Below are 24,766 nucleotides of genomic sequence, written 5' to 3' on the forward strand. Positions count from 1 at the left end.
GTGCCGGTGTGGGTGTCGGTGCCGGTGTGGGTGTGGGAGTCGGTGCCGGTGTGGGAGTCGGTGCCGGTGTGGGTGTGGGTGTGGGTGTCGGTGCCGGTGTAGGTGTTGGTGTGGGTGCTACATTAACGCTAAATTCAAAGGAACCGCTGTCCACGATCGCCCCTGGAATAGTATCACCATCTTGAGGGCGAGCCACACCCCGTTGATCTGTAGCTGGTGCCCCAGAAGGAACTCCTTTATCAATGGCCGGACTTCCTGTCAGCAGGGGCCGGACAAAGGCGCCGTTGATATTTTGCAGTGGGCCCAGGAGGGGGTCTGCGATCGTAATGCTTGCAGTCGCATTGTAATCGTTGAAGTTATTGGTTTGTTTGACAGGCCACTGAAAATTGCCACCTTGGTCTGTTAGTTCGCTGCTGGTGTTTTGCTGAATGCCAAACTCATTCCCCGCCGTGTTGTTGGCAAAAATCGTGTTTTTGACGGTGACAGACTTTCCTTCGGCAGCCGAGATTGCTCCACCCACCCAACGGGCGGAATTATCAGCAAAGGTGCTGTTGACGATGGTGGTGTCGGCATAAAGAGCCATTGCACCGCCGACATTGCCGAAAAAGTCAGTAGTTCCAGTAATTTGGTTCCCAGAAAAGGTGCTGTTGGTAATCGTGGCAGGCGCATCCATGATCCACATTGCGCCACCTTGACCGGGGGCTTTGTTGCCAGCAAAGGTGGTGTTGGAGACTGTAAGTCCTTTGTTGAGCCCGTTGCTCAAGTTCACCACGCCGCCTCCAATGCCGTCGCTTCCACCGGGAAGCGACAAAGTTTCGTTGTTTTGGAAGGTGCTGTCTGCAATGCTTACGCTGTCTTGGGTGCCGGTAAACAGATATGCTGCTCCGCCTTCGCCCCGACCTTTGTTGTCTTGAAATACACTTTTGGTGATTTTAATTGTGCCGGAAGCTTCATTCGGATTGCTGGCGCGATCGGTATAAAGTGCGCCGCCGAAACCTCTTAAGAAATCATTGGGCTGACCGGTGGCGAAAGTGGCTGCGGTGGTATCGTTGCCGATGAATCGGGAGTTGTCAATTGTCAGCTTGCCTTGAAGGCTGTTAATTGCCCCACCGTTAATTCCTTTGTTGTTGGTGAAGTCGCTGTTGGTGACTGTAATTGCTTTGAAACTCAAAAAGCCGATCGCACCTGCACCCCGTTCATCATTACCGGCGGTGGCTACGTTACCGTTGAATTTACTGTTGCTGACTGTCAGGGTATTGTTGAAGTTACCAAAGATTGCACCACCGCCTTTGTCGGCGACGTTGTTGTTGAACTGAACATTGTCTACTGTGAGATTTACTTCGTCCGTTGTGCCGATCGCACCTCCTGTCTCGGTTGTTTTACCGTTAGTAATAATCAGGTTTTTGACGGTGAAATTGGTAGCGGTAACTACATTTGCATTGACAAAAAACGCGCGGGAGGCGTTGTTACCGCTGATGGTTAAACCAGTGGCTGCCGCGCCGTCAATCGTGATATTTTTGCCAACGGGAATGTCGAGTTGACCGCTAGTTAAGGTGATGGTTTGATTTGCTAAACCGGGAGCGAAGGTGATGGTATCGCCGGCCGCAGCAGAGGCGATCGCCGCTCTTAAGGACCCTGCTCCGCTATCGTTATTATTGGTAACGACGATGGTAGCTAAATTCCCTTGGTAACTTGCCATCACCTCAGCATTTAAGGCTAAGGGAGATTCAATATCGCCCTTGGCAAATTCTAAATTCCAGTCGCCGCCTATCCCGGTTAAGTTAGTGGATGCTGCTACATCGGCTCCGGTTAATTCCGAAATGCGATCGACGAAATTAGCGCCTGTACCGGAGGCTACATCGCAGCCGTAAAGCATGATGTCTGCTGTTTCTGACAGTCCGTTTTGCCAGTTTTGCAACTGACTGGCGTACTGTTCTAGGTTATCTGAACTCAGAGAAGTGTTACCTAGTTCTAGATTCCCCGAATTACCGTGAGAAATGATGTGTACTGAATCGATCTCCCCATTGGTAGAGGCATATTTGGCAATTTCTGAAGTGATTTGTTCGATGCCGTTTTGGTTGCGATCGAGTATGATTACTTGCTGTCCTGGGAGCGCTCCGGCTGCAATGGACTCGTAGTCTGCCACGCCTGAGTCAATGAAAACTAAGGAACGTAGCGGCAGTTTTTCCACTGCTGATTGTGAGTTAACTTGAGCGAACATAGAATTCATATTTGATACTCCATCAATGGCATTACTGGTAAATACAGCCTGGGAGTAATGCGATCAGTCTTCTTTGATTACACCTTAACACCTATCTGAAATTAAATGCAATAGATATTTCATTTTTTTTAAGTTTTTTTTATCCTGATGCTTCATTTATTAGTAGTAGTAATAACTATTTATGGTGGCGAATATTGGCCCTCATTTTTCGGTTCATTGGGTGAATAATTACCCTTCAAAATCCTACAATAAGTATCCAATATCGGCACAGATTGTTACACCCACGGGGGGATTCACCCCACAACACTGTCTGATAGAGAGGCTATGTAAATCTTCTCAATAAAAGGCGATCGCGCTCGGAGACCGCGATTCCGGCTCTATTGACATGACTTTTGACTAGGAGTTGAAAAACTGAAACCCGACTTAGGACCATCCACCGGGCGGCTATAAGAAATCATTTTGTTTGCTTTTTCAAACAGTCAGCTATGCCACTTTTTTAACTGGCTGACCTCTGGTTCTCTGTTATCTCAACTCAGAGTAGTACGGCGCAGTTGTAGGTAGCTAGAATTAGCTTGAAATCATTAATTAACAATCTCCTCAGCGTTTTGGGTGTTGCTATCTATCACTAGAGACTTGCTGTGTGAGGTGAAATGTTCCGGGCAATGGGAATTATTTTATAATAGGAAATCGGGTATCTTAATATTCTCTGTTTTACCCGTAGCTTAGTGATTACACGCAACTTTAATTTTGGCTTATTTCTCTTGGCTGTGCATCCGCGATCGCACGGAATTTATGTTGTGCGTGATTTCACTGAAACCTGAGACTGTCGTCAAAAGTCAAGCGTTAACCGTCAACAGTCATTAGGGACGCTAGTAATTGGCCAAATGCACAAGGGAAATAGGCTAGATCAAGTATCTGTAGAAGGTGGTTTCTTACCTGCATTGCGAATATTGATAATCTTGCTCAGCACATCAAACCAAAAAACTGCTCCCATCGAAATAGCTACCCCACTCAACAGCCAACCGAAAACTTTCGCCAAAAAAGCTGGCCACAATACATTTCCTGCGGGGTCTATTTCTAATCTATTAGGTTCACTCCAGCCGAAAGGTACTGCTAAATTATCCAAAGCTATACCTACTTCATTTTGAACTTTTGTGAGATTTGTTAAATTATCTAATTTCGCAGGAGTATTCTTTTCTACTAACTGCTGAGCGTACAAATTCACAGTCGAGCGCAGCATCGAATCCTTGGACAACCGATTAATAATATTCACAGTATCAGCATTGGCACCGATCGCGATCGCAGTTCCGAGCAAAATAGCTACCCCTCTAGCATTCCGCTTATAAACCCCCGAAGCCCGCTCCATACTGCGATCGAACCAAATTTCAATTTCGCGCTGAAACCGCTGCAACTGCTCCTGAGTATCTCCCCCATCTTTTTCAACGCGCTCTGCTAAAATATAAAGACTATTTTTCAGAGATTCTGGCATACTATCAACAGTTGCTTGAATTTGTTGATAAATCGGACTACCTTCTTTCTCCTCCATAATTTCTGTGACAGTCTGCTGAGTTTTCCTGACTTTCCTGATAGTATTTAAAACATTGCTTAAACTCGGTTGCAGTTGCTTTCGCAGTGTTTCTCGTTCAAATTCACTGTCAAAATTAGTTTTAATAAAGCCCATCTGCCGTTGAAACTCTCTCCCTTCTAGCTCAGATTCCGGCAAATAGACCTGAGAATCATTAATATAAAAACCCAGCTTTTCTGACATTCTATCCAAACTATTTTTTAAATTGTCAACATTATTTTTATAATCTTGAACTACGCGATTAAATTCGCCAGTTAACCACAAAAATTCTTGCTCGATAATCGGTTTAGTAGACCCGGATAGATTGAGACCATCCACAATAACTTTAATTTGTGCCAACTGTAGGTCTTTAAATCTTTCCAATCTAGTCTCGGTGATAGATTGCATCAGCTCCTGAATTTTTAAAGTATCCAAAAGACTGCTCGAAAAACTTTCGGAGGGAATGTAAGAAGGCCCACTGGATTTATCTCCAAACACATTTGTGGTACCAGTGATGCGACGGTACAATGTACCTAAACTGCGAGTAAAAGACCGGAATCCTTGTGAGAGAGGGCCTTTCGCTCCCTGATTCAAATCGTTAATTATCGGATTGCTGTAAATCAAATTTGCTAACCGTCCGACTAGCTGAAATTGAGCCTCATCCCGAACACCTTCGTTACCGCCAGCAATCAACACTTCGATGGACTTTTTTAAATGTTCGGCTCGCCACTGCAAGACAGTAGCAATCAATTCCTGAATTTCTGAAGCTAGCAAGCTTAAACTCAGGTAGATAAAAACTAAGCCGATGATAATATCTATGATTACGGGTAAATTCATGGAAGATGCCTGATCGTAAATAACTATTGTCTAAGTTTACATTCAGTTTGGGACGCTAATATACCAAATTTTTCCGCATTTAGGAGGTATTTAAGTGCTGAAGCCATTGATTTTATTGCCTTTTCACATGGACTTCTTGCTGGTTTCGACTTCCATCCAACTTCCACATCTACAATAACTCTTTTAAACTTATGTCAGAAATGTTTCCTCCGGGGAATCACCAACCCAAAATTCGCTTAAACGACCACTATACAGACAAACTGTGGATGTTGGCTGCGATGTTGGCTGCTGCACTAATTTTCGGGCTGAATCTAGGGGGGGTGCCGTTGCGGGATTGGGATGAAGCTATTGCAGCCCAGGTGAGTCGCGAAATCTGGCGCGGTAACTTAAATTGGCTTTATCCCACCCTGGATGGAGTGCCTTATTTGAACAAGCCTCCCCTAGTACACTGGTTGATCGGGCTGTGTTTCGCCCTAGGCGGTGTTAGCGAATGGACAGCGAGGTTGATACCCGCAATGTTGACAGCCACTTCTGTACCCTTGCTTTACGCCATTGCTAGGGAGTTGTTTCCCCAGCGGGCGATCGCCATTTTTTCGACTTTAGTTTATCTGACGCTGTTACCAGTGGTGCGACACGGGCGTTTAGCGATGCTAGACGGTGCTGTTTTGTGTTTTTTGCTAGGGACAATCTGGTGTTTGCTGCGATCGCGCCGGGATTTGCGCTACGCTTTGGCAGTCGGTATTGGCTTCGGACTCATTTGTTTGACTAAGGGCGTGATGTTGGGGCTGCTACTGGGGGCGATCGCCCTTTGTTTCTTGGTTTGGGATACCCCGCGACTCCTGACTTCTGGGTATCTTTGGGGCGGATTGGCGATCGGAACTTTCCCAGTAGCTGCTTGGTATTTTGCCCAATGGCTGCACTACGGCCAAGACTTTATCAACACCAATTTAGTCAACCAATCATTCCGGCGCATTTGGGAACCTGTTAGTCATCAGCAAGGCCCGCCCTGGTATTATCTTTTAGAACTGTTGAAATCACCTTGGCCGTGGCAGTTATTTTGGCTGCAAGGGCTGCGTTTGAGCTGGGAAAATCGCAATTTTCCTGGACCAAAATTAGTTTTAGTTTGGAGTGGAGTTTATCTGCTAGCTATTTCGGTGATGAATACTAAACTGCCTTGGTATATTTTACCAATTTATCCAGCTTTTGCCTTAGCAGTTGGCAGCTATTTAGCCGAAGTTTGGGAACAAATGTCGATGGGAGAAGCACCGGAAAAAGCACAAGTAGAGGAACGTTTTGATGCTGTATCTTTGTTGCCTCATCCTGTCATTTTTGGAGTGATGGCGATAGTTGCGATTGTGGGTTGCATTTACTTCAGCGGTCTGGTAAAATTTGGCGATCGCCTGCCGCCACCAGAGGGAGATTTACAGTTAATGCTACTGTTTGTAGCTTTGACAACAATCCTATCCGCCTGGTTACAGCACCGTAAAGACCGACAGTTTCTATTAGTTTTAATTTGGGGAACTTACTTGACATTGTTAGTATTGTTCGCCTCAAATAACTGGGTTTGGGAACTGGCGGAGGATTATCCAGTCAAGCCGATCGCCGAAATGGTCCGCCAAGGAACCCCCGCTGGTAAAGAGGTATTCACATCTCACCGCCTCCCGCGTCCATCGCTGAATTTTTACAGCGAACACCAAGTGATTGTCGCCGACGCGCCGACACTACAACAGAAATGGCAAACTCTCCCTCAACCTTATTTTCTGTTGGAAAAACCGGTGTTTCAACATCTAGATTTGGATCGTGCTCAAGTGGTGAACACAGTTGATGATTGGGTTTTGGTAACTCGAAAATGATAGTTTCTGCACCTAGGGAACCCTAGATGGGGAGAAAAACGCGCTTTCTTGGCAGGCCGTGGGTCATTCCGGGAGTGCCCCAATCCCTGAAACACTTGCAAAATCGTCTGTGAGGGAGTTCGACTTCGCCCTTGGGTCAGCGTAGCCGAATTGCTGTCAGTTTTAAGTGTCTGAAATTTCCGAAATTTTAGTGATGCCAGATGTCCAGTAAAAGATAGAATGGTTCCAAAAGCTTAAAATCCCAACTCTAAAATACAAATATGCCCAGAACTCCCAGTGAATATTCCGTGCATCTGTTGCTGAGCGGCGGCCACCGTGAAGAAGTCCGTTTCTCAACGCTGCAAGATTTTCAGAAGTGGTACAGCACTGTTTTGGTTCCCAAGCAGGAATCCAATGAATTTCTGAATGTCCCGATCAAAAATATTCAAGGCGAATACATGGTGGTTCGTCCTACCAGTGTTCAGGCAATTCGCGTAGAACCAATTTTTACTTCTAGCGTTGAAAGATACGATGAATAAGGGACGATGGAAATTGAGTAAAATTTTTAGGTATCAGTTATTGACGATCGCCTGTTGCGTTTTGGCGATCGCCTTTAATGCCCCCGTGATGGCAGTTTCCCCGCTACAACCAGTGAGTTTGACTCAGCTATCAGCAAGTGAATCGGAGTCCATCGCCTTTGATGCTCAAGTTTGGGGCGTTGAGGGCAAACCCGGAGACAAAGCATCGTTATTAAAGTCGATCGACTACAGCCTAGGTTATCTCGATAGCGCAGCAGCAGCTAATGCTTACGGACGCTATCAAGTAGCAGGAATTACGCGCGATCGAGTCCGCCGTTCCCTCGATCGCTTTCGCCAATTAGTTGTCAACTCTACCACGCCATCACAACTTCAAGCATCTGTCAAGCGGGAATTTGTATTTTACAAATCCATCGGCAAAGACGGGCAAGGCACTGTAGCATTTACCGGTTATTTTCAGCCTATTTACGCCGCATCAAGAACCCAGACAGCCGAATATCGATATCCCCTTTATCGCGTGCCACCAAACATCGCGTCTTGGCCAAAACCTCACCCGACAAGATTGGAATTAGAAGGGGCAGATGCTTTGCAGGGAAGCAAAGGATTGTTGCGCGGATTAGAATTAGTTTGGTTGCGCGATCGCTTCCAAGCATTTCTAATTCACGTCCAAGGTTCTGCGAAATTGCAGCTCCCAGATGGTGATGTCATGACAGTGGGTTTTGCCGGGAAAACAAGTCACAGTTATACAGGAGTTGGGCGAGAATTAGTTAAAGACGGAAAGTTTACTTTAGAACAGTTAAACTTGCCAAAATTAACAGAATATTTTGCCAACTTCCCCGAAGAAATGAACAAGTATTTGCCAAAAAATCAAAGCTTTGTATTCTTCCGGGACACTCAAGGATCTCCCGCCATAGGAAGCCTGGGAGTGCCAGTAACTGCCGAAAGGTCGATCGCCACCGACAAATCCTTAATGCCACCGGGGGCCCTAGCACTCATTAGTACCAAACTTCCCTACCCCAATGCAGAAGGAAAACTCGAACAAAACCAAGTAAATCGGTACGTTTTAGATCAAGACACAGGCGGTGCAATTAAAGGTGCCGGTAGAGTAGATGTATTTATGGGAACAGGAAACTTGGCGGGCGATCGAGCCGGCTTCATCAACTCAACCGGAGAACTATATTATCCACTTTTAAAGTAGATCGAACTATCTGTACCTCACAAATGCTAAACAAAATTTGGCAATTCCTCAAACAACTAATTCAGCGACTCTTCAAAACCCAACCATCCAATCCCCCAACACCAGAAAAGCCCCAGCCACCAACCCTGACAGACACAGAATACGAGGCGAAATTCATGGAACTTCTAGAAGGAGTAAATCAAAGTTGGAGTAGAGGAGATGTCGCCGGATTTCTGATAGCAAAACGTCTGAAAGATGCAGAATTAGCAACTTGGCTGCGTCGATTTGGCCAAAATTTGTTAGCAAATGCCGAGTCAGTAGATTCCGAAAGGATGGAAATCGAGACTAGGAACATTGATGACAACCTGAATCCAAATTCATCAGTTGCATCGCTTCAGGAATTGGCGTGCCGGCTACTGTTATTGAGTAGAATTCGTGACGGGGAATTAGGAAATGTTTCGAGGAAAATTAGTCAGGAGATATTAGCAAGATTTCCCCTACCACCCCAGGAGGATGATGGTGAGAAGGGGATGGTGATTGAAGCAGTGTTTATAGGAGATGGTTTGGGTTTTGACGGGGAAGAATAAGTTGCTAAAAATACCAATTGCTTGTTAGAATATCACATTAAAAATCACAAACTCCATGACACAAGTAATCGGCATTGACTTAGGCGGCACCGCCATCAAACTCGGCAGATTCAGCGCCGAGGGAATTTGCCATCAATCCTTAACAGTACCAACGCCTCAACCCGCAACACCAGAAGCGGTTTTAGCGGCAATGGTAGACGCAATTTCTCAACTTAATCCAGTGGAAAATGCTGTAAAGGCGATCGGCATCGGCACCCCAGGCCCCGCAGACGCCACTGGGAGAATAGCCAGAGTCGCAATTAACCTCAAAAACTGGCAAAACGTCCCCCTAGCTGATTGGTTAGAAGCCAAAACCGGACTGCCAACCATATTAGCAAATGACGCTAACTGTGCTGGATTAGGAGAAGCTTGGTTAGGTGCGGGCCGCCACTGGAAAAACCTAATTTTGCTAACATTAGGCACTGGTGTTGGGGGTGCAGTTATCCTAGATGGCAAACTATTTTCAGGTCATCAAGGTGCCGCGGGCGAGTTAGGATTGATTACCATCAATCCCGATGGTCCGGAATGCAACAGCGGGAATCGTGGTTCCTTAGAACAGTATGTTTCAGTGCAAGCAATTCGTCGCGAAACTGGTTTAGAACCGCTAGAATTAGCAAATTTAGCAAAATCGGGAGATGCCAAAGCTGTAGAATATTGGCAAAATTATGGTCGTTATCTCGGTATAGGTTTGGCAAGTCTCATTTATGTTTTAACGCCGGAAGCTATTATTATTGGTGGCGGAATTAGTGCAGGTGCAGAGTTTTTTTTCCCGGCGGTTATAGCAGAAATAGAGCGACGGGTTCTCCCCAGTTCTAGGGAAAATTTGCAGTTATTGGTAGCTGAATTGGGAAATCAAGCAGGGATGGTAGGGGCTGCCAAACTAGCTTGGAGGTAATTTAATTGTTATTGGTTATTGGTTATTGGTTATTTGTTATTGGTTATATCAAATCCGTTGACATCGGAATTATTATTTCTCTATTCTCTTTCTCTGCGTCCTCTGTGTCCTAGTAAGGTTTAATCATTCCGATACAACCGGAATTGATATTATTTGTTATTGGTTATGGCCCCGAAAGTCCCGTTGTATTTTTGATATATTCCTGTAATTTTTGATAATCATGGGGATTAGTATGGGGAGCGAGCACAATATTAAGTGCACTGTCTGGTAAACAAAAAGTTAACCGACCATTAGGTTCCCAAGCAAAAAAGCTAATTCGACTCAAATCGATGGAAAATTCTTTGCGATCGTAATTAATTTTGACCCAGGATTTATGAGAATTGCGATCGATTGTTTTTTTGAGATAATCTATAACTTGCCTGTAAGCATCAGAATTGCCGTGGGGATTGAGGATAATCGGCTGACTGCTATGAGGCAGCCAAAATGCGATCCGGTTATTATCCAGTTCCTTAGAAAAAGCACTAATAGTATCCAGGTCGATTATGTAAGAATTTTTCTCATAAATTAATTTAATCCAGTAAGCCACAACACCTCCTGAAACCTCCGTTTCCTGGTATGTAACAAGAGTTAAAAAAATCTATTTTGAAATCTAACCCCATAGAGATTGACTCAACATTAGAGAACATTTTAAATCTGGGTAATCCCGCAGTCTTCTTAAAGCACCGTTTCCACGCTTCTGGCAATGCGATTAATGCGATCTGTGGTGTGGATTTAGAACACTCGTAATACCAAGGGTTTTGGGATTTTACCAAGGATACTAACAACTTGTGCAAGTCAATAGCCGTGGGAAATTTGAGCTTTTCCTGTGGGTTGGCTTGATTGTGGTTGAGTATGTTTTTGGTCAACCACAGTCCCCAATTCCATGCGTGACGACCTACTCCACAATGTTTAGCTAACCGCGTTCGCTGTCGGTCGTTCAGTTTTAATTCGGTTTTGAATCCGAGTAGCATAGCACTTCTTTAATCCATTAATTCCACCAAAACCTTACAGAAGCAGAACCTGCGAGTGAAAAGTCTACCCATAATTGAGCAACAATGGGTAGCCTTGTCCAAGAATCAAGTTACACTTTCTAGCCCCGATCCCTACTAGGGTTGGGAGTGGGGTTATTTTTTTCGTTGAAGATATATTAATAATGTGTCACATCCGCCGTCACGCATCTAAATATTGCTTGATTCTGCTTCGGAGTTGCTAAGAACAACCCTCCCACAAAAATCTTATCAAACTTGAGAGTCAAATTAGATGCGTGGCAGCTCATGTGGTTCCTGCAACTTTTTCGGGAACCCAATCTAAGGCCTGTGCTTCGGGAAAATCATGCTTTCCCTGGAGGCTCGCAGCCTCGATGAATCCCTGAAATAATGGGTGAGGGGAGCTGGGTCGAGATTGGAATTCTGGGTGAAATTGGCTGGCGATGAAAAATGGATGGCTTGGTAATTCGATCATTTCTACCAAGCGGCCGTCGGGAGATGTTCCCGAAATAGCATAACCTGATTCTAAGAAAAGATTGCGATAGGCGTTGTTAAATTCGTAGCGATGCCGATGTCTCTCGTAAATCACTTGTTGCTGGTAAAGTTTGAATGCTAGGGTGTCTGGGTTGACGCGACACGGATATAAACCCAGTCGCATTGTTCCGCCCAAATCTATCACATCTTGCTGTTCTGGCAATAAGTTAATCACCGGATTTGTGGTATTGGGGTCAAACTCGGCACTGTTGGCATTTTCTAGTCTGGCGGTGTTGCGAGCCCACTCAATCACAGCACACTGCATTCCCAAACACAATCCCAAAAAGGGAATTTTGTGCTGTTTGGCGTATTGGATGGCTGCTATTTTGCCGTCTACTCCGCGAATTCCAAAACCTCCGGGTACAACAATGCCGTTGATACCGGTGAGATATTTTTCGATATTTCCCGATTCTAAATCTTCTGAGTTAATCCAGCGTAAATTGAGGTCACTACCGATGGAGATTGCTGCGTGCCGCAAGGCTTCTACGACGGAAAGATAAGCGTCGTTCAACCGCACGTATTTGCCGACTAAAGCAATATCAATTTTGTGGCTGGGGCTGTAGAGTCGCTTGACTAAAGTTTCCCACTGAGTCAAATCGGGTTGGCGATGTTCCAGTTGCAGCAGATTGATGGTTTGTTCTGCCAAACCTTCGTTTTCCATCATCAGTGGCACTTCGTAGATACTTTTGGCATCTTGAGCCGTGATGACGCATTCTTCGGGTACGTTGCAGAATTCCGATAGTTTTTCTTTCATGCCCAAGGACAGGGGACGATCGCACCTACAGACCAAAATATCAGGTTGAATGCCGATCGAGCGCAATTCCTTCACCGAATGCTGAGTCGGTTTAGTTTTCATCTCCCCAGCCGAAGGAATCCAAGGTATCAACGTGACGTGCATATACACAACATTTTGGCGGCGGACATCCTTGCGAAACTGGCGAATTGCCTCCAAAAACGGCAGGGATTCAATATCTCCCACCGTGCCGCCAATTTCCGTAATTACCACATCGGGATTGGTATTTTGTGCAACTCGGTGAATGCGCTCTTTAATCTCGTTAGTGATGTGCGGAATCACCTGCACCGTACTCCCGTGATACTCGCCACGGCGTTCTTTATTAATCACCGCTTGATAAATCGACCCCGTGGTGACACTGTTGAGCCGTGACATGGATGTATCGGTAAAACGCTCGTAATGACCCAAATCCAGATCGGTTTCTGCACCGTCTTGAGTCACGAACACCTCCCCGTGCTGAAACGGGCTGAGAGTGCCGGGGTCAACGTTAATATAGGGGTCTAGCTTCAGAATGGAGACAGAATAGCCGCGGGACTTCAACAAGCGCCCCAAGGAAGCAGCGACTATTCCCTTACCGATGCTGGAAACGACGCCGCCGGTCACAAACACAAATTTGCTCATAAGACTTTTGACTTTAGATGTTTTTGCTTAAGGTAACACTCAAATCTAAAAGCTAAAAACCAAATTGTCCAGCATTCCTGGAGCATTTTTTGAATATGGGGTGGGTACAGCTATTTAATTGTCTAATTGATGCAAGATACAATTTTGTAGCTTTGACTCGATCGCCCCATGAGCCATAGTCGGTAATTTTTGGCACATCCCTGACTCAGGAACGTTTCGCGAAGGTTAAGGTCATGGTATATAGAGCATTTCCAGTCTGCTAAAAAAATTGCTATGAAGTTTGTCTGCGTTTTATCTGCCCAACGGTTGCTTTCTGCTGGTATAACACTCCTGGCTGCGATCGAGTGTAGCGCGTGGCTGGCTCCCCATAGAGCAAGGGCGATCGCTCTTGGAGGACATTCTGCTGCATCACCACAACTCCTGGCTAGAAATGAGGTTAACTGCCGTAGCGATGGATACCCGCCCCAAAGTCGCTGTCCCGTCGGCGGTTTGTTCGTCCCAAGTCAAAATCCGGGCCAGGAACAAGTCTTTGGGCTCAAACAAACTCAAGTTAAAGCCAAAATTGCCGGCAATATCTCCCGCGTCGAAGTTGTTCAGAAGTTTGAAAATTCTTTCACCGAACCTTTGGAAGCTGTTTATGTGTTTCCTTTACCTGACGAAGCGGCGGTGGATGATATGGAAATTAAAATCGGCTCACGAACTATCAAATCTGATATCAAACGACGAGACGAAGCTTTGGAAATTTACGAAAAAGCTCGAACCCAAGGCAGAACAGCGGGTTTGTTGGAACAAGAACGGGACAATATTTTTACTCAGTCTCTGGCAAATATCAAACCCGGAGAGCAAATAGAAGTTACCATTCGCTACACCGAAAGTCTCAAGTTTGAGGGAGGCGATTATGAATTTGTGTTTCCCATGGTGGTGGGGCCTCGCTATATTCCCAGAAATATGACCACCCCCAACCCCCCCTTAACCAGGCCGGGGGCGGTTAATACCGATGCCGATCGCATTAACCCGCCTGTAGTGCCTCCGGGAACGCGATCGGGTCACGATATCGCTGTGAATGTAGAAATAGATAGCGGAATTCCGATTAGCGATGTCCGCTCTACTTCTCATCAAATTACGACATCTCGCAGCGGCAATATTGTGCAAGTCCAATTAGCCAATTCTGATACAATCCCCAATAAAGATTTAATTTTGCGCTATCGAGTAGCTGGAGAAAATACCCAGGCAGCAGTCCTGACTCAAGCTGACAAGCGAGGCGGTCATTTTGCAGCTTATCTGATTCCGGCCTTAAATTACAAATCCAATCAAATTGTACCCAAAGATGTCGTGTTTCTGATGGATACTTCCGGTTCTCAACAGGGAGAACCGCTAGCCAAATCCCAGGAATTGATGCGCCGTTTTATTCAAGGTTTAAATCCCCAGGATACTTTTACAATTATTGATTTTGCCAATACTGCCAAAGCACTTTCACCAACTCCTTTAGCCAATACTCAGCTCAATCGAGAAAAAGCTATTGATTATATCGCTAAATTGCAAGCTAACGGCGGTACGGAATTGCTCAATGGCATCCGAACAGTGATGAATTTTCCGGCTCCAGAAACCGGAAGGTTGCGGAGTATTGTACTAATTACTGATGGTTATATTGGCAATGAAAAAGAAGTAATTGACCAGGTGCAACGGAGTCTCAAACCGGGAAATAGACTCTATAGTTTTGGTGTGGGCGGTTCTGTAAATCGGTTTTTGCTTAACCGTTTGGCCCAAGTGGGAAGAGGCACATCTCAAGTAGTTCGTCAAGATGAACCCACGGCGGTGGCAGCAGAAAAGTTTTTTCGCCAAATTAACAGTCCGGTATTGACGAATATTCAAATCAGTTGGGAAGGAATGGGGGAAAAAGCGGAGATTTATCCCCAGGTGGTGCCAGATTTGTTTGCTAGTGCGCCGCTAGTTTTGTTTGGCCGGCAGAACGATCGCACCAGTGGCAAAATTCGTATCCGCGGCACTCAAGCTGACGGCAAAGTTTACGAGCAGATGTTACCCGTGAATTTTGCTCCTTCTGTCAATGTTCGCCAACGGGAGTCAAATTCAGTTGTCACGACTAATCTGGATTTTGGCAATTTGGCGATCGCTCAACTTTGGGGTCGATCGCGGATTCAGGATTTGATGAATCAAATGTTTGGTGGCGAGACTAAATCTCTGGTGGAATCAGTGACTAATACTGCTTTGACCTATGGCTTGCTGTCGGAATACACGGCGTTTGTGGCTGTGAGCGAAGAAGTCCGGGTGGAACCAGATGGATCGCGTCGGCGAGTACAAGTGCCTGTAGAACTGCCACAGGGGATGAGCTATGAAGGTATTTTTGAGTCGGATGAGGCGATCGGGCAAACTAGAGGCGGTGGTTCCCGTGTCAACCCAACTCGCCGGGAAGCACCATCGGCACCACTTCAGGAAGTGGCGAAACCCACTTACCGGGAGTTGAAACCCCAGCAGCCAAGCACTTCTCCTTTGCAAATAGCTAGTGTCGAAGGGTTGGATGTGTCGGCTATTGCTGCTTTGACTCAATACCTGCAATCTGTGATCTTACCGACTGGGGTTACTGGGGAGACGGTTTGGGAATTGTGGGTACAAGATGGCCGGGTGGTGCGAGTGGCGATCGACTATGGAGCCTCGACGCTACAAGCCACTGAGCCAATTAAGCATCTCCAGGAAGCTTTAACTTCCTGGAAACCACCCGCAGGAGTAGGCGGCAAAGTGCGCCTGAAGTTAAAAATTAATTAATCCCACAGGTTAAGCAATAAGTTGATATGTCAACAAAAGTTAACTTTTAAGTCAACAGTGGGGAAATGGGCATTGCTAGCGATCGCAGGATATAAAATCTTTATTAAGAGATTACCTTTCCACAGAAACTACTGGTACTAGAAGTTAGACCTTTGGATCTAGAATTCTGAAACAGTCTGACTTTTGCACAGTGGAATTTCTCACACAACCTTAACAGCAAAGATTTCTCCATCGAAAACCCCCGAATCAGAGGTATTAGGCCCTATGGAAGTTAGCGAACTGCTCAACAACTACGAAAAAGGACAAAGAAACTTTGCTGGGGCGAACCTCAGCGGGGCGAACCTCAGCGGAGCCATCTTAATCGGAGTCAACCTTTCGCAAGCCAATCTTTCCGGGGCCAACCTCAGCAGAGCATTTCTCACCAAAGCAACACTCAATGGCGCTTTGCTGCACAGAGCAAATCTGAGTTTTGCCAAAATGGGAGACAGCAAACTGACAGATGCAAATTTGACCAAGGCTAATTTGAGCGGAGCTTTTCTGGTAAAAGCAAAATTGCCGAGAGCGAAGTTAAGCGGCGCAACTTTAACAGGCGCAAACCTGCGGGGTGCTGTGCTGTGGAATGCCAATCTGTGCAGCGCCGACTTGCAACTAATTAACTTGTTGGGCGCAAACCTGACAGGAGCTAATTTTAAGTGGGCAAACCTTTACGGTGCAAGGCTCAACAGTGCCAAGCTGTTTGGAGCTTTATTAACGGGAGTCAGTCTGCGGAGAGCTCAGTTAAATGGGGTGAATCTCGGCGGTGCGGATTTGAGCGGTGTCAATGTCAGTGAAGCTAAACTGACGGGAGCTAATTTGGAAGGCTCAAATTTAGCAGGGGCGAATTTTAGCGCCGCTCAGTTGCGGGGCGTGAAGTTGGTGGGAGCAAACTTAACAGGGGCTAAGTTGAGGGGAAGTTGTTTGAGAGGGGCTAATCTGAATTGGGCGAAGTTGTGTCAAGCAGATTTGATGGCAGCAGATTTGAGCGAGGCGACGTTAATTGGAGCTAATTTAGATAATGCTTTGTTAGCGGGGGCGATTTTGCCGGAATCTACTAGGCGCTATTTTTCCTTGGCTGGGGCTGGCCAAGTTAACTCTTGGGAAGTTCAAGAAATTGATACCTCAAAAATATAGTCCTCCTCAATTTGATAATTGAGAAGGACTATATTTTTCACAAAACCTACTGATTGCGGCTGGTAGGGCCGATGACACCGACTTTGTGACGAAAACTGAGTTCGCCACCAAACCAGCCTGTAGCGCCCAGTAACGCTGCAACGACAATGGAAATTGCTAAACCTGTTGGTACAATCGCTGTTTCTGGGTTTCCTTGTCGCAAAACCAGGTTAATCAAGGAAAGTACCAAAACCGTCACGTTGCCGCCCATGTGCAACCAGCCAGCACTACGATCGCGCACTCTTTTTATTTTAAAAAAGTCTAAAAAACCGGTGATCCCAGCCAAAATGCCCGCACCGAAACCGGCACCGATGAGCCAAACTGAGGCTCTTGCCCAAAATGGATCGCTTGTGAGCCAGTAGCCGATGTCAGTACCGGCTGCTCCTACCAGAAAGGCTACGGGAAATACAATCAGCACTGGGTGAAGCGGATGGCCTGCGACTGCAACTGTACTCACTATGCCACCATCGAGATATTCTCGATCGTCAGTTTCCAGAATGGGCGGAATATTGGGGAAAGGGGCAGTGTTTCTCTGATTTGTTTCCATGATTTCTACAGATAACTTTGGTTAAAAAACTCGTCTTTAATTTGATTGAATTTAATCCCAAATTCGCTCGCCATTTTCGTCAACGCGGGCCTGCCGAATTACGTCGGAAATTTCTTCAGCGTCTTTGACGTGGTGCAGGGCTTTCTTTTCCCCATCCGGTTCTTCGACGATCACATAAGTGGGAACTGTAACTATATCTCCAGTTATGTCTGGAACGTGGTCTACTGCGAGTTGCTGGGCTTTTTCTTCGATGGTTTGTGGTTCGTCGGAAATGCGATCTCCAGGATTGGCAGTGCGGAAAATATCTTTAGTTTCGTTGGGTTTGTCGATGCTCATAGATCCTCTCTGATGTTTCTTGATTGGGTGTTGGTAACAGTAATTGATACTATTGAACGAAAAATATCCCTGATGCTACATCTCTCAAGGGGTGGAATTTTCATTTATGCCGATCGCAGCTAGTCTCTATCTATAGGTAGAGCCTTGATTCCAGGTTGAAAGCAGAAAGCTACATTAAATAAAATATTTTATTTAATTGGTAATTTTTATTTTTTTGTGCATCAACAACAGCTCAAATAACATTAATAACAAGATTTTTTTATTGCTAAAACAGGCCGGGGGCAGGCCTATTGTTCTTTAGTCAACACTCAACTATCAAAAGGCAGTGCCACAGTAATTGTAGTACCTTTACCGATCGCACTTTCCACACTTATGGTACCGCCGTGGAGGTCAACAATGTGTTTGACAATACAAAGTCCCAAGCCAGAACCTTTAATATTGCTGACATTACCACCCCGTTCAAACTTCTGAAATAATTTACCTATATCTGCCGCTGTCATACCAATTCCTTCATCGCGAATGCAAAAAATGACTTCCTGGCATTGGCTGCTTAATTCTAGAGACACATCACCGCCGTTGGGAGAATATTTAATCGCGTTTGACAGCAAATTTGTGAGCAGATGGTGCAGTAGTTTGGCATCGACATTAGCGTACAACAAATTTTGTTGATGACGAAAGTTTATGAAGTGTTTTTGAGTAGCGATCGGCTGCATATCATCTAATATAAGATAGCACAAATCAACCAGATTTACCGACTTTAAGTTCAGCAAAATTTTCCCCGAATCTGCTTTGGCTATCATTAAAATATCTTCGAGCAATTCGCTCATATTGCTCGCTGCTTTTTTAATGCGTTCTACGGTCTTATTTACTGTTAATATACGACTAGAAAAATCGCAATCTTCCAGCATTTCAGCCGATAGTTGTATGGTAGTCAATGGAGTATTTAAATCATGGTAAACCATTGCCAAAAAACGCGATTCATTTTCACTCTTTGTAGCAAAAAATGCAAGTTCTTGTTGCATTTTAACGGTTTCTTGATGTTTGCTCAATGCAATCTTGATGGTGGCGTGTAGCTCTCTTTCTTTAAAAGGTTTGAGGAGGTAGCCGTAGGAACCAGTATTTTCTGCTCGCTCCAAAGTTTCTTCGTCTGCATAGGCAGTTGTATAGATAATTGGTATATCTAATTTTTGATTGATGATTGTTGCTGTTTCTATGCCGTCTATTTGACCTTTAATGACTATATCCATCAAAATTAAATCTGGCTTCATTTCGTCAGCACGCTCGATGGCATCGGCTCCTGAACAAACAATACCTACTATTTTATAACCCAAATTCTCCAATTTATTGGATAAGTTTTTCGCTATTAAAAGTTCGTCTTCTACAATCAAAATATTAATGTTTTTTTCGGAAATCTTCATGATACTAAAGCCTTTTAAAATATTTTAACTCAGTGAACTTTAAGTGAAAAGTAGAGCCTATTTCTCCTGATATTTCAATATTTCCTTCTAGCTGTTCGGTTAAAGTGCAGACAACTTGAAAGCCCATAGAATTAGTTTTTTTAAAATTAAAATTTTTGGGAAAACCTTTGCCGTTATCTTTGACGATGAGGTGGATTTCCCGATCGCCTGTTTGATAGCATTCTACACTAACCGTACCATTTGTGCGATCGGGAAAAGCGTGCTTCAAGGTATTTGACACTAATTCATTTTTCCATTTGAAAACGAGGAATATCCTCATCTATAAGCTGCTTAACCAGCTCTAAATCTGCTTCTAAATCTTCCGGGTGAGTGAGATCAGCAAAACTCATTTCCACCAACTCTTCGTCACTGTAGCCGAACATCTGGCGGTGAGCATCATTCACTTTAACCATGCGAAATCTCCTTGATTGAGGATTCCAACGAGCTGATTTCCGTCCATCACTAAGACACAACCGCTCGATGGTTTTGCCGTTTTACTGGAATTGACAATGGGTTGTGAATTCGTTAGCTCATTACTATTTATCGCCTGACTCATCAGGGCGATCGCATCCATAAAGCTAGTTTCTGGTGCAACTGTTAGAGGATGGCGATCGATCGTTTCTAGATGTGATGATAAAAATATCGGTACATTGGCAAGTTCCATGAATCTTGACCTGTTTGGGTTTCTCCACTAATTTTAGCAATAGTTTTACTCAGTAGTTAGTAGTTAGTGGCGATGCCCTGAGCGACGAAGCGTCATCCAAGAGTTAGTTGTTAGTTAACCCATGAGTAATAACCACTAACTAATAACCACTAACTAATAACCAATAACTAATTTTATTTACTCCCAATAAGCAAATAAGTTGTCATCTCCCCTTTCCCTTTAACATGAATAGTTTCCCGCCGCTCGAATAAGTATTTGTGTTGCAATAAATTATAAGTAGCTTCACTCACTTGAATTCGCCAAGGCAAACCGTGAGATTCCATGCGAGAAGCAATATTAACCGTGTCGCCCCACAAATCGTAAATAAATTTTTTGATGCCAATTACTCCCGCCACCACAGGGCCACTATGGATACCGATGCGGATGCTAAAATATTTGTTATTTTGAGCATTAAATCTGGCTATTTCTGTTTGCATATCCAGGGCCATTTGGGCGATCGCTTCGGCATGGTCTGCCCTAGGCTCAGGTAATCCTCCTACTACCATGTATGCGTCCCCAATAGTCTTAATTTTTTCTAACCCAAGCCGTTCGCAAATCAGGTCAAAGCTGGAAAAAATTTGGTTGAGCAACTCCACCAGATCGATGGGATTCATCAGGGTAGACAAGTGTGTAAAACCCACAATATCTGCAAACAAAACAGTCACTTCAGGAAAGTATTCTGCAATAGTAGTTTCATTTCGTTTAAGCCTTTCTGCTATGGCTTTCGGCAAAATATTTAAAAGGAGTTTTTCAGATTTTTCTTGTTCTTCCCGGAGGGCATCTTCTGCTTGCTTGCGTTCGGTGATGTCATGGTAACTCCAAACTCTGCCGATAATTTCATCTCCCAGTCGCTGCGGTTCAGAATAGCGTTCAAAAAATCTGCCGTCTTGAAATTCTAACAAGTCGTAACTTTCCGCTTCTGGCTGCTCGTAAAGTGATTCTATTCTTTCTTGAAATGCTTGGGGATCTTTCAGTTGGTTGAGGACAAACGCCACCATTTTTGCATCGGATCGCAGTGCCATCACTTCTTCGGGAATGCCCCACATTTCTATAAATTCTCGGTTGAAACTGACTATTTTTCCAGTGCGATCGATCGCTAAAATCCCGTCAGCAGTGGAATCAAAAGTTGCTTGGAGTAGGGAGACAGATTGGGCTAAAGCATCTTCAGCTTGTTTGCGAGCAGTAATGTCTCGCAAAATCGCGCGAATAGCCACTAGCTGACCATCAGCAAATTTACAGCTTATACTCCCTTCCAACAAAATTTGTTGGTATTTTTTGGTCACAAAAATCGCTTCTACAGAATCTGGATAAAAAGTATTTTCATCTATTTCTTTGTCGCGAATCGCCCGATCGAATATGTGAAGAGAATCCGGGGAACTGTTGGGATGAATGATATCAAATACTGTCATTTTAGCAATTTCTGCTTCGCTGTACCCAAGAGTTTCTCGCCAAGCCCGATTCACGTACAAAAAATGACCGTCTGCTCCAATACTTTGAATCAAGTCGCTAGCATTTTCAAATAAGTCTCGCAGTTGTTCTTCACTTTCTCGCAAGGCTGCTTCTGCTTGTTTGCGCTTAATAAATTGACCAATTTGGCTGCCAATTGTTGCCATTGTCTGGAGCAATTCTTCGTCGTAGCACTGCACCTCGCAACTAAAAAAAGCGATGACACCCAAAATTGACCGGGTAGAATTTTCCTGTTCGTAGTCGCCCAAAATTGGGAAGCAAAAAGCTCCATGCAATCCCGATCTACCCGCAATTTCTCGGCGATAAAACTTGTCACTTTCAGTTATATCTCTAATCAACTCAGGGGAACCGGTGGCCCAAACGCGCCCCGGTAATCCTTCCCCCATTGCAAAGGTAGTTTGTTCGGCAACTTCTACAAATTCTGGAATAGAGATTGAACGTTTTGTCCAATTGGCCACACACCGGAGCAAATTTGGATCGGAAATCGGAAATTTTCTCTTAGTTACTGACAGTAGCTTTTCACCTATTTCTGGCATCCATAGCTCGGCGTTATCCCATCCCAAACTGTCGCAAATTACGGGGAGAATTGCGGAGATCGCCTTTTTGATTGTTTCCGATGCCGAGAGTATGCGCGTGGTGACATATTGGGCTACTTTTCGCTTGCTAGCCCGCTTTCTATCTGTAACATCTCTACCGATATACAGGAAATCTTTGAGGTCTGTCGTTCCATCAGAAATACTCTTAATATCACTGGGAATAGGGGTACAGGAAAAAGCCAATGTGAGCTTTTCACCTGTTTTTGCTGTGCAAATTACTTCCCCCTTAGTTTGGACTAATTCACGTTGTTTACTGAGATCGTGTAAAGATTGACCTATGGGAGCGATCGCATTTATTTGTCGTCCTACTAATTCCGAGTCGCTGTAACCAAACAAATTTTGAGCAGCTTGATTAACTTTTTTAATTTTTCCACTGGCGGTGGTCACTAACAAAACTTCTGCCATGGAAGTAATGATTTTTTCCACATAATTGTTAGTAGCTGCTAAGGTACTCAATAAAATATTCATTTCATTGGTCGCCTGAACAAGAGTTTGTTCTAAACCCATCCTGTCTGTTACATCTTCAAAAAATATAATTAATCTTTGATGACTTTCATCATTTCTGAATGCGACGATATACATATCAAAATACAGTCGCGAGTTATCCTCTAAAACCCGCGTCATCGCTTTTAAATCAAAATTTGGTAAACTCCCTTCAAAGATATCGATTAAAATTTCTTCAGTTCCTACCAATTCTGGAAAGTGAAGGCGAACATCATTTCCCGATACTATTTCGTCACAGTAGGCAAAACGCTGTACATTGGCAGATGTCTCTTGAATTAAAAAGTCTCTATCTAGTGCGAGGTACTCCAGGTGGTGAGGAACCAATAGTTTTTGTAACAGGGTTTTCATTGGGGATCTTTAGTAGTAAATGCGCCCTTGGTATCCAGAAATCTGAGATTAATCTATTTGCTTTGATTTGTAATATGGAATGGTCACTATAAAAGTAGTACCTAACCCTGTTTCGCTGGAAAATTCAATTTGACCGCCGTGCAAGTCTACACACTGCTTGACTATGGATAAACCTAGTCCAGTACCGGGTATTTTACCTACATTTTGAGCCCGGTAATAAGATTCAAACAGTTGTTCTTGGTCTTCTATAGGAATGCCAATTCCTTCATCTTTAATTTTAAAGATAGCTTCTTCATCATAACAATGCAACTCAAAATAAACATTGCTATCGATTGGCGAATACTTAATACCATTTGACAGCAAGTTTGTCAATATGTGTCGCAGCAATTTTTTATCCATTGCGGGTAATTTTTTGCTCTCATCATAAGAGTTATTAATTAATCTCACCCGCGACATTACTCGCCTGTAAATAAAACAAACTGCATGATTTTTGCCGAAGCTAATTTTGATAGATTCTACTAAATCGTTGCAAAAACTTTTCAAGTCAACTGGTGTGGGATTGAATTTCAATTTCCCTGCTTCTGCACTACTAAGCAACCGAACATCATCTAATAGCTGAGCCATGTGTTTAGATGCTGATTGAATGTGTTCTAGGTATTCTTTTTTCTCCTGGATTGTAATTTCATCGCCGTATTCTTTGAGAATTTGAGTAGAAAACAATACTGTATTTAAAGGATTGCCAAATTCGTGAGCAAGCATCGAAAAAAAGCGAGATTTTACGTCTCTGAGTTCCTGTTCTCTTGCCAAAGACCGACGAATTTCGATTTCTTGTTGCTTGCGTTCTGTAACATCTCTACCTATGTACACAAAATCATATAGCCCCTTCAGTTCCGTCTGAATAGCCGCACAGGAAAATTCTACCCAAATTTCTGCTCCTGTTTTTGTCGTGCAGACTACCTCCAATTCTCTCACTAATTCTTCTTGAGACAAAATATAGTGGTGCCGAGCTTGGTAAAGCAATGTTTCTTCCACGACAATCATGGACAAAGGCTGTTCGACAATTTCTGATTCGGTGTACCCAAACAACAATTGAGCGGATTGATTTACTGTTTTGATGATGCCCAAGGTGGTTGTGACTAACAAAGCATCGCCCATAGATATAATTACTTTATCTATGTAATCTCTAGAAGCTTCTAAGGCTCTCACTAAAAGATTTGCCTCATTAGCTCTTTGGATTAATGATTGCTTCATTACCATTTTTTCGGTGGAATCTTCAATCAAAATTAGCAATGTACTTGGCAGTTTTTCTTCTTTTTCTTCTTCGTTGTTTTCATGTTCAATTACTAAGAGATCGAAATATAAAGGATGATTGTTGTCCGTAAACCTAGCGATACCCTTGAGTTGAAAACTTGACTTTTGTCCGATAATTATAGATGTGAGGATATTTTCAACTCCAATTAATTCAGGAAAACAGATGCGGGCATCCACACCGGGTAAAGCGTCGGCGGCTGTATCGGCAAACCGCTGCACGGCTGAGGAGGTTTCCTGAATAATGAAATTGTGATTAACCACAAAATATTCTGTTTCTTGGGGGACTAACAGCTTTCTAAAAATATCGATCATACTTGTTCTACCATTGTGTAAGCTAGTTTGTAAAAAATTTCATCGACGTCTTTGCCCGTTTTAGCAGATGTTGTGTAAACTGCTACTACTTTATCTTGACCTATGGAATGGGCAATTTCCACTAGCAGTGCTAATTTTTCTTCGTCTATCAAGTCTACTTTGTTCAAAGCGATGATTATTGAGCCTTTTGGGTTGACTGAAGAAAAAAGCTTAATGTGTTCGGAAATTCGCTCAACGGTTTCTGAGCGGCTGACATCGGCAACTATTAAAACGCCGCCTGCTCCCTGCAAATAAGTGGGGGCGATACCTTTGAATTTTGTATGCCCCTCTAAATCCCAAATCAGCAACTGTGCTGTGACAATTTCCTGTTTTGTGCTGTTTTCTAATACAATACTTTTGCGAGAAATTTTTACTCCTACCGTGGACAGGTACTGGTCGCTGAATTGCCGATCGACAAAACGGCGGATCATGCTGGTTTTACCCACGCCAAAATCGCCGATCATGCACATTTTTTTAGAGATAGTAACTGACATA

The 24,766-nt window shown here is 44.1% G+C and carries 21 protein-coding genes; 7 read left to right on the forward strand and 14 right to left on the reverse strand.

All coding sequences use genetic code 11. The features are described from left to right. Together ACBR23_RS12775 and ACBR23_RS12780 are read right to left on the reverse strand one after the other, a co-directional pair. Positions 1-2,230 (reverse strand): DUF4347 domain-containing protein (locus ACBR23_RS12775; RefSeq protein WP_371125652.1); only part of this gene is annotated, 2,230 nt, incomplete at its 3' end. 898 nt (positions 2,231-3,128) lie between these two features. After that, entirely contained in the window at positions 3,129-4,622 is a 1,494-nt protein-coding gene (locus tag ACBR23_RS12780; RefSeq protein ID WP_371119656.1) for a hypothetical protein, read from the reverse strand. A gap of 200 nt (positions 4,623-4,822) precedes the next feature. Between ACBR23_RS12780 and ACBR23_RS12785 the strand changes: the two genes are divergently transcribed. The 5 genes from ACBR23_RS12785 (at position 4,823) to ACBR23_RS12805 (ending at position 9,688) form a co-directional block, all read left to right on the forward strand. Beyond that, positions 4,823-6,475 (forward strand): ArnT family glycosyltransferase, encoded by a 1,653-nt coding sequence (locus tag ACBR23_RS12785; protein ID WP_371119690.1) that lies wholly within the window; start codon positions 4,823-4,825, stop codon positions 6,473-6,475. A 260-nt stretch (positions 6,476-6,735) separates the two neighbouring features. Then, entirely contained in the window at positions 6,736-6,993 is a 258-nt protein-coding gene (locus tag ACBR23_RS12790; RefSeq protein WP_340518827.1) for a hypothetical protein, read from the forward strand. Continuing rightward, positions 6,986-8,188 (forward strand): murein transglycosylase A, encoded by a 1,203-nt coding sequence (locus tag ACBR23_RS12795; protein WP_371119657.1) that lies wholly within the window; start codon positions 6,986-6,988, stop codon positions 8,186-8,188. Before ACBR23_RS12790 ends, ACBR23_RS12795 begins: the two co-directional genes overlap by 8 nt. A gap of 23 nt (positions 8,189-8,211) precedes the next feature. Then, positions 8,212-8,754, forward strand: coding sequence for a hypothetical protein (locus ACBR23_RS12800; protein WP_371117578.1), 543 nt, complete (start codon positions 8,212-8,214; stop codon positions 8,752-8,754). Between the two features lie 55 nt (positions 8,755-8,809). Continuing rightward, positions 8,810-9,688, forward strand: coding sequence for an ROK family protein (locus ACBR23_RS12805; protein WP_371119658.1), 879 nt, complete (start codon positions 8,810-8,812; stop codon positions 9,686-9,688). 163 nt (positions 9,689-9,851) lie between these two features. Here the strand turns inward: ACBR23_RS12805 and ACBR23_RS12810 are convergent, their stop codons facing one another. From ACBR23_RS12810 to ACBR23_RS12820, 3 genes are all read right to left on the reverse strand, one after another. Further along, entirely contained in the window at positions 9,852-10,274 is a 423-nt protein-coding gene (locus tag ACBR23_RS12810; protein ID WP_371119659.1) for a hypothetical protein, read from the reverse strand. Beyond that, the gene (locus ACBR23_RS12815) at positions 10,258-10,698 is read right to left on the reverse strand and encodes a helix-turn-helix domain-containing protein (protein ID WP_371117582.1); all 441 of its coding nucleotides are present in this window, start codon (positions 10,696-10,698) and stop codon (positions 10,258-10,260) included. The genes ACBR23_RS12810 and ACBR23_RS12815 overlap by 17 nt, the downstream gene beginning before the upstream one ends. A gap of 301 nt (positions 10,699-10,999) precedes the next feature. After that, the gene (locus tag ACBR23_RS12820; protein WP_371119660.1) at positions 11,000-12,661 is read right to left on the reverse strand and encodes a CTP synthase; all 1,662 of its coding nucleotides are present in this window, start codon (positions 12,659-12,661) and stop codon (positions 11,000-11,002) included. A 273-nt stretch (positions 12,662-12,934) separates the two neighbouring features. Here ACBR23_RS12820 and ACBR23_RS12825 point away from each other — a divergent pair, with 273 nt between their 5' ends. Beyond that, positions 12,935-15,442, forward strand: a complete 2,508-nt coding sequence (locus tag ACBR23_RS12825; RefSeq protein WP_371119661.1) for a VIT domain-containing protein — start codon at positions 12,935-12,937, stop codon at positions 15,440-15,442. Between the two features lie 264 nt (positions 15,443-15,706). Beyond that, positions 15,707-16,612 carry a pentapeptide repeat-containing protein gene (locus tag ACBR23_RS12830; RefSeq protein WP_371119662.1) on the forward strand — a complete coding sequence of 302 codons (906 nt, stop codon included), beginning with the start codon at positions 15,707-15,709 and terminating at the stop codon, positions 16,610-16,612. Positions 16,613-16,658: 46 nt separating this feature from the next. On the opposite strand, the gene ACBR23_RS12835 is transcribed toward ACBR23_RS12830, so the two are convergent. The 9 genes from ACBR23_RS12835 to ACBR23_RS12875 form a co-directional block, all read right to left on the reverse strand. After that, positions 16,659-17,198, reverse strand: a complete 540-nt coding sequence (locus tag ACBR23_RS12835) for a DUF2231 domain-containing protein (protein ID WP_371119663.1) — start codon at positions 17,196-17,198, stop codon at positions 16,659-16,661. A gap of 51 nt (positions 17,199-17,249) precedes the next feature. After that, positions 17,250-17,534: a hypothetical protein gene (locus tag ACBR23_RS12840; RefSeq protein ID WP_371117587.1), complete on the reverse strand. Its 285-nt coding sequence runs from the start codon at positions 17,532-17,534 to the stop codon at positions 17,250-17,252. Between the two features lie 308 nt (positions 17,535-17,842). Next, positions 17,843-18,952 carry an ATP-binding protein gene (locus ACBR23_RS12845; RefSeq protein WP_371117588.1) on the reverse strand — a complete coding sequence of 370 codons (1,110 nt, stop codon included), beginning with the start codon at positions 18,950-18,952 and terminating at the stop codon, positions 17,843-17,845. 4 nt (positions 18,953-18,956) lie between these two features. Next, the gene (locus ACBR23_RS12850) at positions 18,957-19,232 is read right to left on the reverse strand and encodes an ATP-binding protein (protein ID WP_341738176.1); all 276 of its coding nucleotides are present in this window, start codon (positions 19,230-19,232) and stop codon (positions 18,957-18,959) included. Between the two features lie 4 nt (positions 19,233-19,236). Continuing rightward, entirely contained in the window at positions 19,237-19,404 is a 168-nt protein-coding gene (locus ACBR23_RS12855; protein ID WP_341738177.1) for a PAS domain S-box protein, read from the reverse strand. Further along, the gene (locus tag ACBR23_RS12860) at positions 19,392-19,655 is read right to left on the reverse strand and encodes a CBS domain-containing protein (RefSeq protein WP_341738178.1); all 264 of its coding nucleotides are present in this window, start codon (positions 19,653-19,655) and stop codon (positions 19,392-19,394) included. Before ACBR23_RS12860 ends, ACBR23_RS12855 begins: the two co-directional genes overlap by 13 nt. A gap of 173 nt (positions 19,656-19,828) precedes the next feature. Further along, positions 19,829-22,609 carry an adenylate/guanylate cyclase domain-containing protein gene (locus ACBR23_RS12865; RefSeq protein WP_341738179.1) on the reverse strand — a complete coding sequence of 927 codons (2,781 nt, stop codon included), beginning with the start codon at positions 22,607-22,609 and terminating at the stop codon, positions 19,829-19,831. A 48-nt stretch (positions 22,610-22,657) separates the two neighbouring features. Then, the gene (locus tag ACBR23_RS12870; protein WP_371117590.1) at positions 22,658-24,232 is read right to left on the reverse strand and encodes an ATP-binding protein; all 1,575 of its coding nucleotides are present in this window, start codon (positions 24,230-24,232) and stop codon (positions 22,658-22,660) included. Beyond that, positions 24,229-24,765, reverse strand: coding sequence for a Rab family GTPase (locus tag ACBR23_RS12875; protein WP_371117591.1), 537 nt, complete (start codon positions 24,763-24,765; stop codon positions 24,229-24,231). Before ACBR23_RS12875 ends, ACBR23_RS12870 begins: the two co-directional genes overlap by 4 nt. Position 24,766: the final 1 nt, after the last annotated feature.

Source organism: Microcoleus sp., from assembly GCF_041354475.1.
In the GTDB taxonomy this organism is placed as follows: domain Bacteria; phylum Cyanobacteriota; class Cyanobacteriia; order Cyanobacteriales; family Microcoleaceae; genus Microcoleus.